Annotated in this window: 12 protein-coding genes; 8 read left to right on the top strand and 4 right to left on the bottom strand. The window is 41.9% G+C overall.

What is annotated here, in order from left to right:
- Positions 1-423 precede the first annotated feature (423 nt).
- From JMX95_RS11240 to JMX95_RS11220, 5 genes are all read left to right on the top strand, one after another.
- Positions 424-1,485, top strand: coding sequence for a TRAP transporter substrate-binding protein (locus JMX95_RS11240; protein WP_045448046.1), 1,062 nt, complete (start codon positions 424-426; stop codon positions 1,483-1,485).
- Positions 1,486-1,502: 17 nt separating this feature from the next.
- Positions 1,503-2,030, top strand: coding sequence for a TRAP transporter small permease (locus JMX95_RS11235; protein ID WP_201560843.1), 528 nt, complete (start codon positions 1,503-1,505; stop codon positions 2,028-2,030).
- On the top strand, positions 2,027-3,316 hold the full coding sequence (locus tag JMX95_RS11230; RefSeq protein WP_045448043.1) for a TRAP transporter large permease: 1,290 nt from the start codon (positions 2,027-2,029) through the stop codon (positions 3,314-3,316). Before JMX95_RS11235 ends, JMX95_RS11230 begins: the two co-directional genes overlap by 4 nt.
- Positions 3,317-3,652: 336 nt before the next feature.
- Positions 3,653-4,702, top strand: a complete 1,050-nt coding sequence (locus JMX95_RS11225) for a 5'-nucleotidase (protein ID WP_201560842.1) — start codon at positions 3,653-3,655, stop codon at positions 4,700-4,702.
- Between the two features lie 40 nt (positions 4,703-4,742).
- On the top strand, positions 4,743-5,348 hold the full coding sequence (locus tag JMX95_RS11220; RefSeq protein ID WP_045448040.1) for a rhomboid family intramembrane serine protease: 606 nt from the start codon (positions 4,743-4,745) through the stop codon (positions 5,346-5,348).
- A gap of 84 nt (positions 5,349-5,432) precedes the next feature.
- On the opposite strand, the gene JMX95_RS11215 is transcribed toward JMX95_RS11220, so the two are convergent.
- The 3 genes from JMX95_RS11215 to JMX95_RS11205 all read right to left on the bottom strand — a co-directional run bounded on the left by JMX95_RS11215 (position 5,433) and on the right by JMX95_RS11205 (position 8,472).
- Positions 5,433-5,978 (bottom strand): hypothetical protein, encoded by a 546-nt coding sequence (locus JMX95_RS11215; RefSeq protein WP_060491928.1) that lies wholly within the window; start codon positions 5,976-5,978, stop codon positions 5,433-5,435.
- 360 nt (positions 5,979-6,338) lie between these two features.
- Positions 6,339-8,207: a sodium:solute symporter family protein gene (locus tag JMX95_RS11210; RefSeq protein ID WP_055125849.1), complete on the bottom strand. Its 1,869-nt coding sequence runs from the start codon at positions 8,205-8,207 to the stop codon at positions 6,339-6,341.
- 4 nt (positions 8,208-8,211) lie between these two features.
- Positions 8,212-8,472: a DUF4212 domain-containing protein gene (locus JMX95_RS11205; RefSeq protein WP_045448034.1), complete on the bottom strand. Its 261-nt coding sequence runs from the start codon at positions 8,470-8,472 to the stop codon at positions 8,212-8,214.
- Between the two features lie 1,109 nt (positions 8,473-9,581).
- On the opposite strand from JMX95_RS11205, the gene JMX95_RS11200 reads away from it, so the two are divergent.
- The gene (locus JMX95_RS11200; protein ID WP_060491926.1) at positions 9,582-11,078 is read left to right on the top strand and encodes an alanine/glycine:cation symporter family protein; all 1,497 of its coding nucleotides are present in this window, start codon (positions 9,582-9,584) and stop codon (positions 11,076-11,078) included.
- Between the two features lie 113 nt (positions 11,079-11,191).
- On the opposite strand, the gene JMX95_RS11195 is transcribed toward JMX95_RS11200, so the two are convergent.
- The gene (locus JMX95_RS11195) at positions 11,192-12,829 is read right to left on the bottom strand and encodes an electron transfer flavoprotein-ubiquinone oxidoreductase (RefSeq protein ID WP_060492314.1); all 1,638 of its coding nucleotides are present in this window, start codon (positions 12,827-12,829) and stop codon (positions 11,192-11,194) included.
- A 613-nt stretch (positions 12,830-13,442) separates the two neighbouring features.
- Between JMX95_RS11195 and JMX95_RS11190 the strand changes: the two genes are divergently transcribed.
- Entirely contained in the window at positions 13,443-14,138 is a 696-nt protein-coding gene (locus JMX95_RS11190; RefSeq protein ID WP_201560841.1) for a DUF1285 domain-containing protein, read from the top strand.
- Between the two features lie 175 nt (positions 14,139-14,313).
- Complete coding sequence (gene murI, locus JMX95_RS11185; protein ID WP_201560840.1) at positions 14,314-15,321, top strand: glutamate racemase; 1,008 nt, start codon at positions 14,314-14,316, stop codon at positions 15,319-15,321.
- Positions 15,322-15,485 lie beyond the last annotated feature (164 nt).

Below are 15,485 nucleotides of genomic sequence, written 5' to 3'. Positions count from 1 at the left end.
TGCGCCAATGGTAGTGTGGATTCGTCCATGTGAGAGTAGGTCATCGTCAGCTCTCTATTCTAAAGTAAAACCCCCTTACGCGAAAGTGTAAGGGGGTTTTCTTTGTCTAGGGGTTGGGACATTAAGTATAATTTTACACTTAATCTAACTTACTTTTATAATTCACACTCTATAAGTGTATTTTCTATTTGAATTGACGATTTTTTTGTTTAAATGCTATGCAATTTTATGAATATATTTTCTAGTCCTGCCATCAAAATGATTTGACTTATATCATTATAGCTGCTAATTTTAAACTAGATTTTTATTACAGGTATGTAAAAGATATATTTGAAACTTGTAAGTTATTACATCTGGTATAGATTGGATTATTTACCAGTGATGTATTACTCCTATTTTCACGATTATCAAAAGGAATTGATAATGAAGCTAGCTCCTCTTTTTTCAATTGGTGCCTTAGCGGCTGTTAGTCTTTTAGGCTGCTCTAACCAATCTTCTAACACGACTGATGGCTCATCAGCAACCTCTCAAGAAACGACCGTTTTACGCTTCTCTCACTTTTGGCCAGCAACCTCTTCTATCAGCACAGAGGTTTTTGAACCTTGGGCAAAGCAAATTGAAACAGATTCTAATGGTCGCTTAAAAGTAGAGTTGTATCCTTCCGCGGGTCTTGCCAAAGCAGATGTTACGTACGAATCTGCTGCTAAAGGTACGATAGATATCGGCTCACAAGCACATGGTTATACCAGTGGTCGTTTTCCTTTAACTCAAATCACTGAACTTCCTGGTTTATCAAACTCAGCGACTCAAATGGGTTGTATGCTTCAGACTCTTTATGAGGATGGCACGCTTGCTAGTGAATACGAAGATTCTCATTTGCTATTTATGTATGGTGCTGGGCCTGGCTCACTGCATACTACGGATAAGTTGATTCGGACTCCTGAAGACATGAAAGGCATGCGCATCCGCCGCCCTTCTGCGGTCGCGGGTGACATTATCGAGAGTGCTGGGGCGTCACCAGTAGGATTGCCTGCTAATGATATGTATACCTCGCTACAGCGCGGCGTCGTCGATGGGTTGAGCTTTCCATGGGAGGCCGTAACAGCGTTCAAAATTGACGAAATCACCAAATATCATACCAACATTCCTTTTTATAGTTCGGCGCTGATGGTTACTATGAATAAGGATAAATATAACAACTTACCTGATGATTTAAAGCAAGTGTTGGATAAAAACTCAGGAATGGCATTGGCGAATAAAGTTGGTGAAGTGTTTGATAAGCATGATCAAATGGCCATTCAAGCTGCTAAAGCTAAAGGCGATGAGATCGTTGAAATTCCTGATCCATTGAATGATCCTGATTGGAAAGGACCACTTGAAAAGGGTACTAAAAAATATCTAAGTGATGTCAATGCTTTGGGTTTAGATGCTGATAGTGTCTATGAGAAAGCAAAAGCTGCCAGTGCCGCTTGTAAAGTGGTATAACCCATTGGAGGTGTCACATGGCATTTTTAGTAAAAATCAGCATTTTAATCTCTAGATTATGCCAGTTTATTGGTGGTGTCAGTCTTATTATTATTGTCCTCACAACGATGCTCGATGTGACTGCTCGTTATATTTTCAAGCTGACTGGTGGTGAGTTTGGCTTTACTGTTAAAGGCAGTGTAGAGATCGTTTCTTACTTCATGCTCTTTGCTTTACTTGCTGCCTTTGGCGCTTTCGTCGAACGCTCACAAATCATCGTTGATGTCTTTACCCAAAAAATGCCGCAAGCCGTTAAAGGCTATATGATGGGCGTCTTTATGATGGGCTTTTTTATCATCGGTATCGTTTTTGCTTGGGGGCTTTATGAGAGTGCTGTTGATGCCATAGCATACGGCAAAGTCACTCAAGACCTTCGATTATCAATGATGCCCATCTATGCATTTAGTGCATTTTTAAGTCTCTTACTCGCCATTCGCTCATTAATCGAATCCATCAATATCTTTAAAACGGGCGAGTTCTTTGACGCCGAGGAGACAGGCGCATGAGTCCAGAAATTATTGGAGCCATTGGCTTAATCGTCATGATCCTGCTTGTTGTCCTGCGAGTTCCAGTGGCGCTTGCCATGTTAGGTGTTGGATTGGTTGGTTTTGGCGCAGTGACGGCACCCAGTGGTGCATTACAAATGCTTAAAGATATTCCGGTAGATGTGTTAGCCAAATATGACTTTAGTGCGATTCCCTTATTTATTTTAATGGGAGTCTTTGCTACCCATTCAGGGATGGCAGGGAAATTGTTTGAAGCTACCCGAACTATTTTTGGGGGAGTGAGGGGCAGTTTGGGTATCGCTGGCATAGGATCGTCTGGTATTTTTGCTTCTATCTCAGGCTCATCCTTAGCCACAGCATCCACTATGACCAAGGTTGCGCTGCCACAAATGGAGAAGTATGGTTATCAACCAGGTTTTGCCTGTGGTATTTTAGCAGCGGGTGGCACGTTAGGTATTATGATTCCGCCTAGCATTGCGCTACTGGTTTATGCCATCTTAACCCAGCAGTCAGTCGGTGACATGTTCATCGCTGGTTTCTTGCCTGGGATTTTGGGCATGGTGATGTATTCAATCACTGTTATGATTATGGTACGCTGGAAGCCGCATTTAGCGCGTCGCGGTGAGCCTACTTCTTGGAAAGCCAAGCTGCTGTCATTGACGGGACTCATACCATTTAGCTTTATTTTCATTGTGATTATCGCTGGTATTTTCTTTGGGTTATTTACTCCGACAGAAGGAGCAGCAGTCGGTGCGTTTGTTTCTTGGGCTTATGCTTTTGCCAAAGGTATGCGTATAAAAGGTCTAAAGCAATCTTTGATTGAAACGCTTGCATTATCAGCGGTGGTATTCTTTATGCTGCTGGGTGCAGAAGCCTTGGGTTACTTTATCTCCGTCTCACGCTTGTCTTATACGCTAGCGACTTGGATTGGTACATTAGCAGTTAGCCCAATGATTGTACTGATCTGTATCTTAATCATGTACTTCCTCTTAGGGTTGTTCATGGATGCTTTGGCGATGCTGGTCATTACTATTCCAGTGGTATATCCAATCATTGTGGCGTTAGGGTTTGATCCCGTATGGTTTGGTATCATCGCTGTATTGACAGTAGAGCTTGGACTGATTACGCCGCCGATGGGGATGAATATCTTTGTGATTAAGGCAATGGCACCGCATATTAAGCTGTCTGATATGTTTCGCGGGGTCGCACCGTTCATTGTCTCTGATCTGATTCGACTGGTTATTTTGGTCGCCTTTCCAGCAATATCTTTAGTGCTGCTAACGTAAGCGCTATTGATAAAAGGAAGCTTAGAAAATCATAGCTGCGTCGTTCATCTACACTGTTCATCTGTATTGTTCATTAATAGGGCCATATTGTTTTCATAACAATATGGCTTTTTTATGATAAAAGAAAAAATCGGCGTAATAATTCTATGGTTAAATTATTCCACATAAAGTCACATTATGAGACACTTTCTGAGCGGTCATTTTGATTACTTAAAAAGTAGTTTTTATACTAAATGACATTATACGTGGATAACTTTTCTTATCATTCTAAGGGCTTGTGAATGTAGTAAACTGGTTGGCATTTCCGAATAGATAACTTTATAAGTAGAGAAAATCATGGCAGTCGATTTTAGTAATACGCTCATCGTCGCGATTTCTGCAACGGCACTTTTTAATTTAACAGAATCAGAAAATTATTTGCTAGAGCTGCTAGAGCAGAGACCTGCAAGCGCCATAAAAGAGTTTCGAGACTATATGACCAAGCGTGAGAACGATGCTCTCAGTATTGGTGCTGGTTATCCATTAATTAAAGCTCTATTAAATCTGAATAATTATTGCAATGATGGCATGCAAGATTTACAGGTTGAGACACCTTTGGTGGAAGTGGTCATTGTTTCAAAGAGTAGTCCAGATACGGGCATTCAAGTCCTCAATGCAATTCTTGAACATGAGCTGACTATCTCACGCTCGGCATTTATTTCAGGCAGTCCTGTGGCTCCTTATATTAAAGACTTCAATGTCGATCTATTTTTGACGACCAATCGCGAAGATGCCCAGCAAGTGGCTGATGCCAATATCTGCGCTTGTGCGATACTCGACGCAACCCCTGTCAATACTTATGAGTTAGATACCGATCAGCTACGTATTGCTTTTGATGGTGATGCGGTGCTGTTTGATGATTCAGGTGAGCTACTGTACAAGCAAAAAGGACTGCGTGCTTTTCACGATCGCGAAATACAGATGCGTGATTTACCCATTGAAAAAGGCCCTTATGCTGAATTGTTGATTAAACTATCAAATTTACAGGAACGTCTACCTGCTGGTCTCAAGTATTCTCCAATAAAGATTGCATTGGTGACAGCTCGCAACGCACCTGCTGATCTGCGTGCGATTAAGACATTGCGAGAGTGGGGCGTCAATGTTGATATGGCGTTTTTCTTAGGAGGTTTAGAAAAAACAGCGGTACTTAGAACGTTTGCACCTCATATCTTTTTTGATGATTCTATCAAACATATCGATGCCGCTCGTCGTTTTGTGCCCACCGCTTTAGTGCCTTATCACTCGACGTCGTTATTACATAGTGACAGTTATTTGATGACTGGCAAAGAGGCTGCATTGTTAGATTTTACACCTGTAACACGCTCCACTGCTACGCTGAGTCATTAAAATATCGCTAAAAACATGGATTAAAAGAATAGGGCATTATATGAATTGGCAGCAACTGCTTAGCTTGATTATGATACGAATAAAGCAGGTTATAGGCTTATATGCTTTTGTATTAATACCGATGTGGGGCATGTTTTTTTTAAATGAAGTGGCATTATTTGGCATGTGGAATATCTTTGGGATTGTGCCTCGTGCCTTGGATGTGGGCAGCATGATTGGAGTATTTGCGTCATGGACGATGCATGGCAATTTTTCACATTTGCTTGGTAACACTTTGACGTTGTTACAGATTTTATTTTTGTTTGGATTGTTTGAGAAGAATGCTTATCGAACAGTGATTAAGCTCATTATCGCGTCTGGATTGGTCACTTGGATCATTGGCTCGCCATTGTCAATTCATGTTGGCGCATCAGGGCTATGCTTCGCGATGCTCGGCTATATGATAGGTGGTGCTGTATTTGCGCGGCGTTGGGGTTATTTGATTGCCTGTATTGTCATGGGTACTGGCTATTGGTTGACCATCAAGCAAGGATTGATGCCGCAACAAGGTATTTCGTTTGCGGCGCACTTCGGTGGTCTATGCGCTGGATTGCTGTTAGGCGCTAATTCTAAGCATACTTATACTGCAACTTCTCAGCGCAACTGAATACATGACTATAATATAAGCTGTCTTAAATCCCTTAGTAATCAGATGTTTTAGCAGGGTTTTATTTGCATATTTATGAGGAGGTTAGCTTTTATCAGTACAGATACTAATGAACAACGGGTCATCGGTTGCCAACTCTCGCCATGCTGTTGTTTGCTTGACATGTTCATCAATCGTTAGCTTACTGTCTTTTTCGGGTATGACATAATCGGCACGCGCAGGAATACGACAGTCTATAACTTGTGGTACTTTCTGCACACTTCTGCGTCTTTCAAACAGATATAAATTAACCAAATATACATCTGGATTGTCTACCTGCACGCTAGCGTTGGCGGTATCGGCAGCGATAAAACGTAATATTTGCGGTTTGATATAAGACCATGGGCGAAACCACTCGGTGCTTTTTGCTACTTTGACGACTTGCACGCCTGCTGGTAACTTGCTCACTTGCTGACCATACCAGTTATACTCTTGGTGTATTTGAAAGGCAAACATACCAATCGCAGCAAACAAAGGAATAAGCCACTTTGGTGCGCGTTTGCCAGCCAGTTTACTGAGGTGAGTTATAATGAGTGCCAGACCAGCCATGCCAAATGCGGCAGCAATGGTAGCGATAAACTCAAAAAGCATAAAATCTTCCTTAATGCGTTAAGCACTTTTAGTTGAGCGCTTTTAACTAGGGCGTGTCCTCATTTTAAAAATGGTAATAAAAATGAGATAAATTGCCGTCAAACAAGGAAAGTAGCGCAAATAATATCGAGATATTGATAAGCTATTTGACGATGTTTGGTAAAATTTAGCCATTTTTAGCCCATTTAGAGGGTAATCGATTTAATTGAGGACACGCCCTAAGCATAGTTAATAAAGTATATTCAATAAAGCAAAAATCTAACATTTTTTATAATCAATAAGAGATAAAAAAATCACTCACAAGCAGCTACTGCCTGTGAGTGATATATAGTAACTGAAGATATATTCTCATTTATACACTTAGTGGTCGACTGCACCGCCTGCGCCACGTGGAGAGCGGACACTTTCAACCAACTCTTGAATGTGTAATGGTGGGGGAGCAGTAGCATAAGAGACAGCAAACGCTACGATAAAGTTAAGCAACGCCCCAATCGCACCAAATGATAGTGGTGAGATACCAAACAACCAATACTCTGCCGTATCAGGGAAGTTCGCTGTACCGCTAATGAAGAACCAACCTTTAAAGACAAAGATATAAACAAGGATACTAATCAGACCTGTTAGCATACCAGCGATGGCACCAACATTATTGATCCGTTTAGAGAAAATACCCATCATCAGTGCAGGGAAGAGCGATGCACCAGCGATACCGAATGCTAATGCGACTACCTGTGCGGCAAACCCTGGTGGATTTATTCCTAACCAAGTAGCAACTACAATCGCAACACCCATCGTAATACGCGCAACTCTTAATTCGCCTTTATCAGTAATGTTTGGATTAAGGTTTCGTTTAATCAAGTCATGACTGATCGCTGACGAAATAGCGAGTAGTAGGCCTGCTGCTGTTGAAAGCGCTGCTGCCAAACCACCTGCGGCGATAAGACCAATAACCCATGGTGGAAGATTCGCAATTTCTGGGTTAGCTAATACTAAGATATCGGCATTGACATCCAGCTCATTACCCTTCCAGCCTGCTGCGGTAAAGCGTCCATCAAGTTCTAGATCCTGTGCGACACGTGCAGTCTCTACAGCTGCAGTGGCAGCGGCTACATCGCCACCATCCGCTTGTGCAGCACTCAAGGCAAGCTCAGCGGCACCAAGTCCACTGTCGTTGTACATTTGGATACGACCATCATTATTAAGATCATTATATTTAATAAGGCCGGTATCTTCCCATGTCTTCATCCAGTCTGGACGTTGATCATAGTTTATAGGTGCTTCTGCCACCCCTTGTGGATAAATCGTATCAATCAGGTTTAAACGTGCCATTGCACCTACGGCAGGAGCAGTGAAGTATAGTAGCGAGATAAATACCAACGTCCAACCAGCAGTCCAACGCGCATCAGCGACTTTAGGGACGGTGAAGAATCGGATGATAACGTGTGGTAGACCTGCTGTACCAATCATGAGCGATAAGGTAAATAGCACCATGTTTAGCTTGTTAGGAACGTCAGCGGTATAAGCCGTGAAACCCAAATCAGTAACCACCTGATCTAGCTTGGTTAAGATAGGAACGCCTGCTTCCACATGGTTTGAAAACAAGCCCAAACCTGGAATTGGATTGCCTGTTAACTCAAGTGAGATGAAAACAGCAGGAATGGTATATGCAATCATTAGAACCACATACTGCGCTACCTGCGTATAAGTAATCCCTTTCATACCACCAAGTACAGCGTAGAAGAAGACAACAACCGCAGCAATCAGTAGACCAGTAGTGTTTTCAACTTCCAAGAAGCGTGAGAAAGCGACACCAGCACCCGTCATCTGACCAATAACATAAGTCGTTGACGCGATAATCAAACAAATTACGGCAATCATTGCTGCCGTTTTTGAATAAAAACGGTCACCGATGAAGTCAGGTACCGTAAACTTACCAAATTTACGTAAATAAGGTGCTAGGAGCATTGCCAGTAGTACATAACCACCTGTCCAACCCATCAAATAAGTTGATGCGCCATAACCGCCAGCGGCAAGAATACCTGCCATCGAAATAAATGACGCAGCACTCATCCAGTCAGCAGCCGTTGCCATACCGTTGACGACAGGGTGAACACCGCCGCCTGCTACGTAGAATTCACTCGTTGTGCCAGCACGTGCCCAAATTGCAATACCGAAGTATAGAGCGAAAGATAGACCTACAAAAATAATATTAATCGTAAATTGACTCATGGGGCTATTCCTCGTCTACGCCGTATTGTTTATCTAACTTATTCATACGCCAAGCGTAGAAGAAAATTAAAACGATAAATACCCCAATGGATCCTTGCTGAGCAAACCAAAAGCCCAAGTCGGTACCACCGATTTTAATACCTGCTAAGAGAGGACGTAACAAAATCCCAAACCCGTATGAGCATAGCGCCCAAATAAATAGGCTACCTAAAATGAGACGGACATTGGCACGCCAATAACCGGATGGATCGTTGTGGTTTTCCATAGGACAACTCCTTTTGCCTAACATAAAAACAAGATTACTGATTTGAGCCTGACAAGTTATTTTGCTTTAGCATGTATCACATGATGGAAGACAGTTCGATACGTTGTCTATAAACGAATCCTAAAATCAGTTTATAGGCTGATAAAGCAGAATGACCAACCAGTAGTAAGTAACCCAATATTATCGAAAAAAAAGCAGATTTCTATTAATCAAAGCACTACGAAAAATACTTTTCTGTGGTTCGATTTTGCTAAAAATTTACATTGTAAAATATGGCTGTGGGTCGACTATAACCTAAACATCTAACAAGAATTATGGGCTATAGAATGACTGGATTTATAGTATATAGAGATGAGGATTTATGGAGGAGGGTCGTTATTGATTGACAGTCCTCTGTCTTATTATGCTCATCATCCCTGATGATATTGTCTTAATATTTCAACTTATTATTCATGCCAATAAGTATTGCAAGAAATATTTATGAACTTATTGGGAATATATACAATATTGACTTAATTAACAATAAATAAATTTTATTTACTTTATGTAACTAAATGTTTGCTTTATGGAAACCATGGTCAACTTATGTTAGAGAGAGCAGCTAAAAAAAAGGCCGTTGCTCAGGTGTTGTGCTAAAACCCTATTTATATTAAGGATTTAGTTTTATAGAGGTATTAGAGCATTATTAGCAATAAAAGTCATTCATTCTATAAATATAGCCAATACTTTACTCAATAAATATTATGGCAGTGACTATTTTTTTTGGAATGGTGTTTATATGAATACGTTTTAAAATCTATTTGTTGACCTAGTCTCAAAAGTTTTCTTTAGTATTTCATATAAAAAATATTTTTTTGACTTTTATCTAAATACCTTACAAAAGTTCGTAGTTATTTAATTTTATAATAGAGGTTTGAAATAGTTAAATAATCTCTAGTCAGTTAAAATGTAGCGACAGGATGTTAGTGATTTACTTTGCCAGTATATTGATCAGATATTTACTGTTTCATGAGTAGGCAGAGGGATTAGTAAGCATTTTTAAATATCATTAATCACATCAATCCATAAAATATACTAGCAGTATAAAATGTAAGTGAGAGGATAGCAGTATGGGTGAAGGGATAGCAGGTTGGTTTAATAGCATCGTCAATTATGGTGTCAGTATTATTTGGGGCAACAATGATTGGTTGATTGCAAGTAACCCTTGGTATGGATTACTGATGTTCGTACTGATTGGTGCAGGTTTGTATTTTACCATTGCCACACGTTTTATTCAGTTTCGCCACTTTGGGCATATGTGGCAGCTATTGCGCGTGTCCAATCAAGGGCGTAAAGATGGCGGTATCAGCTCATTTGAGGCGCTGATGACCTCATTGGCAGCGCGGGTCGGTACAGGTAATTTAGCAGGGGTTGCAATCGCGATTTACCTTGGCGGTCCGGGTGCCGTGTTTTGGATGTGGATGACTGCGATCGTCGGTATGTCGACCAGTTTTATCGAATCAACATTAGCACAAGCCTATAAAGTGCCGCACAATGACAATGTTTACCGCGGTGGACCGGCTTATTATATCGAAAAAGGTCTCGGTCAGCGCTGGCTAGCGATATTTTTCTCATTATGCTTATTAGTAGCGTTCGGCTTAGCCTTTAATGGCGTGCAGTCAAATACCATCGCACAAGCGACCAACGAAGCATTTGGGGTTCCAACGTGGATGACAGGTTTGGTATTGGTCGTATTAGTTGCGCCAGTGGTATTCGGTGGTTTGCGCTCGGTTGCTCGTATTGCGGGTAAAATCGTACCCGTTATGGCGATTCTCTATATCTTATTGGCCTTGTTCATTATCGTGACGAATTTTAGTCAATTCCCAGCGGCGATTGTGTTAATTGTTAAATCAGCATTTGGTTTTGAGCAAGCAGCAGGCGGGGTGATTGGTTATGGTATTGCTCAGGCAATGATTAACGGTATCAAGCGCGGTCTGTTTTCAAATGAAGCGGGTATGGGTTCAGCGCCTAATGCGGCGGCAACGGCGAAGAGTCACCCCGATCATCCAGCGGTGCAAGGATTTATGCAAATGCTGGGTGTGTTTATGGATACCCTTGTCATTTGTACGGCAACGGCGTCAATTATTATTTTGTCCGGTGTGGTCGATCCTAGTGTTGAGCAAGAAGGTATTCAGCTGACGCAGTTGGCACTGTCGCAATATGTGGGTGATATGGGTGTTATCTTCGTTGCGATTGCTATTTTCTTCTTCTCTTTCACCTCTATCATTGCCAATTATAGCTATGGTGAGTCAAATCTTGAATTCATCTCTGGTGCCAAAAATGCCAAAGTCATGATCATGATATTCCGCTTTATGGTACTTGGCATGGTATTTGTGGGTGCTATTGCGAGTCTTCCTGCCATATGGAACTTCGCTGACTTATCAATGGGTCTAATGGCACTCGTTAACTTAGTGGCTATTTTAATCTTGTCACCCGTAGCACTGCGCATATTGCGTGATTACGAGCGTCAGATTAAAGAAGGTAAAACTGGCGATCAAATCAAGTTTAATCCTGATGACTTTGTGAAGCTTAAAAACGAAGCCAATCGTGATGCATGGACGGATTAATCTCACCTGATTAAAGATAAACTTGTCTCATGTGTCGAAGTTAAAAAAACCGCCCTTATGAATTCATAAGGGCGGTTTTTAGTATTAGTGATTAATTCTAACATTGTTTATATTTACATATTAGGATAGTTAGGGCCACCGCCACCTTCTGGCGTTACCCAAGTGATATTCTGTGAAGGATCTTTGATGTCACAAGTTTTACAATGCACACAGTTTTGCGCATTGATCACAAACTTAGCTCCTTCTGCATCTTTCACTATTTCATACACACCAGCTGGGCAATATAAACGAGCAGGCTCAGCATATAGCGGTAAGTTAATTGAAACAGGTACCGTTGGATCAGTCAATTTCAAATGTACCGGCTGGTCTTCTGCATGGTTAGTATTAGAGATAAATACCGATGACAGCTTGTCAAATACCAGTTTGCCATCAGGCTTGAGGTAGGTTGGCTGAAAAGCATGATTGGCACGCTCTAACTGATCATAATCTGGCAGGCTGTCATGTAAGGTAATCGGCATTTTACCTTTTAATAAGTTGTGCTCGATAAAGGTAAAAGCACCGCCCATAAACAGACCCATGCGATGTATTGCAGGCGAGAAGTTGCGTGACTCATAGTTGTCTTGATACAACCATGACTCTTTATACATGGTGGTATAAGCAATCACTTCATCATGCTGACGATCGGCCTGTAGTGCCTCAAAGATGGCTTCGGCGGCTAGCATGCCTGACTTCATCGATGTGTGTGTGCCTTTGATTTTAGCAGGGTTCAAGAATCCAGCATCATCACCGACCAATACACCACCTGGGAAAGTGAATTTCGGTAAAGAGTTTAAGCCACCTTTGGTCAAAGCACGTGCGCCATAAGAGATACGCTTGCCGCCTTCCAATACGTTTTTGATGACGGGATGGGTCTTTAGGCGCTGCATCTCATCGAATGGCGACATATATGGGTTGTGGTAAGACAAGTCAGCGACAAGACCAAAGCTTACTTGGTTGTTTTCATCGAAGTACAACCACCAGCCACCAGTAGAGCCTGTTTCGGTCAAGGGCCAGCCAAGACCGTGCATGACCACGCCTTGCTCGTGTTTCTCAGGGGCTACGTCCCACAGCTCTTTTAGACCGATACCATAATGCTGAGGATCTGAGTCTTTATCAAGATCAAAACGGCTGATTAAGCGTTTGCCTAAATGACCACGGCTGCCTTCGGCAAAAATAGTGTATTTAGCAAGTAACTCATAACCTGGCTCAAAGCTAGGCTTGGCTTCGCCATTGGCAGCCACACCCATATCGCCCGTTAAGACACCACGTACAGAACCGTCGTCGTTATATAAAATATCATCTGCAGGGAAGCCTGGGAACATCATGACTTCAAGCTCTTCAGCTTGTACCGCCAACCAGCGCACCACATTGCCCAATGAAACAATATAGTTGCCATTGTTGTGCATCGGTCCTGGAATCAACGAGTCAGGTACTTTAGTAGAGCGCGTGGCTGAGTTTAGATAATAAAAGCGATCTTCGGTCGCTGGCACATTAAGCGGCGCGCCTTTTTCTTTCCAGTCTGGTATCAGCTCGTTCAAAGCGCGTGGTTCGATGACAGCACCTGATAAGGTATGCGCACCAAACTCAGAACCTTTTTCGACCACACAAACCATAAACTCATCATTACCAGCAGCGATAGCGAGTTGACGCAGGCGGATAGCAGCAGATAGCCCAGCAGGTCCACCACCGACGATGATAACGTCAAATTCCATGGATTCACGTTCAATCTCAGGCTCTGCCGCGACAGCTTCTACTACTGGCTCTGGCGCTTTGTCGATAGCGACTTTTTCAGCTGGCGCTTCTTGGGTCACAACGGCTGACTCTGCTTTATCTAGATTTGCCGTCTCTGTCGCTACTGATGGGTCAGTATTCACAGTGTCACTATCAATGACTGGCTTTTGATTGTCTTGCTCTTGCATACCTACTCCTAAACTTTTAGTGGCTTATCTCAGGGCATCATTAGCTTAACCATTGAATAATAGACTTGCGGCGCTAACATTACTCAGACATATGGCTGCCCGATAAAAACTGTCTTTGCGACATCAATTGACCATGTTACTGTTGAGATCCATGTATATAAGGATATCAACACATCACGTAAAATGTGTCATTAACACAACACCCACTTGACCATTTCAATAAAAAATCGTTACTCATTATAAAAGAAAAGTCCTACAAACACGATACGCATTTATGAGTATCGATGTTAAGGTAAGATTGAACTAATGAGGGTGCTAAGATGATATGTTTTCATCATACCCGAAACTAAAATTTATAGTAATAATAGATTTGCCAAACTTTGAATGCTAAGTAAAGGATTATACGATGAATAACAATAATGAAGACATAATTCAAATTGATGAATCGGCAGCTAAACCGCCAAAAGACGTGCCATCTGAGCTAAGTAATATGGATTCGCTCAGTCAGTATCTAAAGTCTACCGTAGGCAAACGTGAAGGACGTGCCATCCCACCATTGGATAAATGGCACCCAAAAGATGTGGCCGATATGGATCTGGTCATAAAGGCAAATGGCGAGTGGTGGCATGAAGGCGGACAAATGACCAGAGAGTCATTGGTGAGTTTATTTGCGACTATTTTATGGAAAGAAGACAATAATGGCATCATTGAATATTTTTTGAAGACGCCAGTACAGAAAATCCGTATCCAAGTTGAAGATGCCCCTTTGTTAATCAATGACGTCGGTATCGTCAACGAAGGCAATAACCGTTGGCTAGAATTTACCACGACGACTGGCGATGTGGTGCGTTTAGATGATGAGCACACCATCACATTAAAGGCGTATAATCCTACAGACAATGATACGATTGATCAGCAGACAGCAATGGATATGCAGGTACGTCCTTATATGCCCGTTAGAAATGGTTTGGACGCACTTATTGGGCGTAATACTTTTTATCACTTGACCGAAATTGGTGAGTTGACAGAGCAAAATGGTGAGACGATACTGACGTTACAAAGTGGCGGAAAATCCTATGAGCTGTCGATGCCAGCCAGTTAACGCAAGGGCTCAAAGCTATGTATCCGTCAAATGATTTACGGCTTAGATAGCGATAAATTACCAGATAATTACTGTAGTATGCTAAACAGCAAACAGCAAACAGCAAACAGCAAACAGCAAACAGCAAACAGCATAAAGATGACAATATGTATATAAAAATGGCAGTAGAGTAGTGATGGATATTGCTGCAAGTGATAGCTTAAATAGGGTGAAAATGCGCTCAGATAGCTTTGATGGTAAACATGTTGAGCATGTTGAAAGTGCAACTAATACTAAAGCTGACATCCATAAAACGAATATTGGCACAGTTATAAATAATAAAAAGCGCAATGCGCCAATCGGATTGTTTGACTCTGGTGTCGGTGGACTGTCAGTTTATCTACATTTGGCACAGCAGTTGCCTGCCGAGCATTATGTCTATTATGCAGACACCTTAAATGTGCCTTATGGTAATCGTGATAGCGCCGATATTGAAGCGTTGACTTTAACAGCCGTTGATTGGTTGTATGAGCAGGGCTGCAAGCTCATTGTTATTGCTTGTAATAGCGCCTCAGCTTATGCTTTGGAAACAGCCAGACGGCGTTATCCGCAGCTGCCTATCGTCGGATTAGTCCCGGCGCTAAAGCCAGCCATATCGGCGAGCAAAACTGGTCGCGTGGTCGTTTTAGCGACTAAGGCTACCTTGAATGGCACATTGCTTAATGAGGTCATCGATCACTTTGCTAAACCCAACAATACGGTAGTGACCAAATATTTTGATCCGCAATTGGTACCTTGGGTCGAGGCGGGAATGCCAGAGCAGGACGATACTGCTTTAAGATTACGCCAGCAGCTCACATTATTTGCTCATGATGGCGTTGATCAATTGGTACTAGGCTGTACGCACTATCCATTTTTCAAAACGTTTTTGTTAGATGAGATTGCTCAGCAGCGATTGGCGATGCAGGTCGTTGATTCTGGACAAGCGATTGCTGAGCGAGTTAAGCAGCTATTGGCTGCAAATCAGCTGTCTGCATTGGTTGACAATACCTCAGATGATCATTGTTTAGAAATAACTGACAAAACAAAAGTTGTCATTCGACCGCCATTGATTTTTTATGCGACTAAGTTTGACGATAAACTGGGTACTTTAATAGCGCGTTTGCTTGGCAAAGACGCCATCTTGCAATACTATTCTGAATAGGCGCAGCTAAAGGTGTTTATATCAAACCCGTAACCATAATGTTGATATAATAAAAATAAATTGAGCTTATTTTTATAAGATTATGCTAGGCTGTGCAAAACAAGATATTTGTGCTCTATTTTATATCATATTATTCTATGTCATGACCTAAGCTTAGAGGTGAT

Origin of the sequence: Psychrobacter sp. NC44 (assembly GCF_904846655.1) — a bacterium.
Classification (GTDB): Bacteria; Pseudomonadota; Gammaproteobacteria; order Pseudomonadales; family Moraxellaceae; genus Psychrobacter.
This window is presented reverse-complemented; position numbering and strand designations above follow the sequence as displayed.

What these genes read in the sequence shown, in the direction of transcription:
- JMX95_RS11210 (WP_055125849.1), bottom strand. Translation starts at nt 8,207, where the DNA reads ATGAGTCAATTTACGATTAATATTATTTTTGTAGGTCTATCTTTCGCT.
- JMX95_RS11190 (WP_201560841.1), top strand. Translation starts at nt 13,443, where the DNA reads ATGAATAACAATAATGAAGACATAATTCAAATTGATGAATCGGCAGCT.
- JMX95_RS11215 (WP_060491928.1), bottom strand. Translation starts at nt 5,978, where the DNA reads ATGCTTTTTGAGTTTATCGCTACCATTGCTGCCGCATTTGGCATGGCT.
- murI (WP_201560840.1), top strand. Translation starts at nt 14,314, where the DNA reads ATGGATATTGCTGCAAGTGATAGCTTAAATAGGGTGAAAATGCGCTCA.
- JMX95_RS11205 (WP_045448034.1), bottom strand. Translation starts at nt 8,472, where the DNA reads ATGGAAAACCACAACGATCCATCCGGTTATTGGCGTGCCAATGTCCGT.
- JMX95_RS11220 (WP_045448040.1), top strand. Translation starts at nt 4,743, where the DNA reads ATGAATTGGCAGCAACTGCTTAGCTTGATTATGATACGAATAAAGCAG.
- JMX95_RS11200 (WP_060491926.1), top strand. Translation starts at nt 9,582, where the DNA reads ATGGGTGAAGGGATAGCAGGTTGGTTTAATAGCATCGTCAATTATGGT.
- JMX95_RS11230 (WP_045448043.1), top strand. Translation starts at nt 2,027, where the DNA reads ATGAGTCCAGAAATTATTGGAGCCATTGGCTTAATCGTCATGATCCTG.
- JMX95_RS11240 (WP_045448046.1), top strand. Translation starts at nt 424, where the DNA reads ATGAAGCTAGCTCCTCTTTTTTCAATTGGTGCCTTAGCGGCTGTTAGT.
- JMX95_RS11195 (WP_060492314.1), bottom strand. Translation starts at nt 12,829, where the DNA reads ATGGAATTTGACGTTATCATCGTCGGTGGTGGACCTGCTGGGCTATCT.
- JMX95_RS11225 (WP_201560842.1), top strand. Translation starts at nt 3,653, where the DNA reads ATGGCAGTCGATTTTAGTAATACGCTCATCGTCGCGATTTCTGCAACG.
- JMX95_RS11235 (WP_201560843.1), top strand. Translation starts at nt 1,503, where the DNA reads ATGGCATTTTTAGTAAAAATCAGCATTTTAATCTCTAGATTATGCCAG.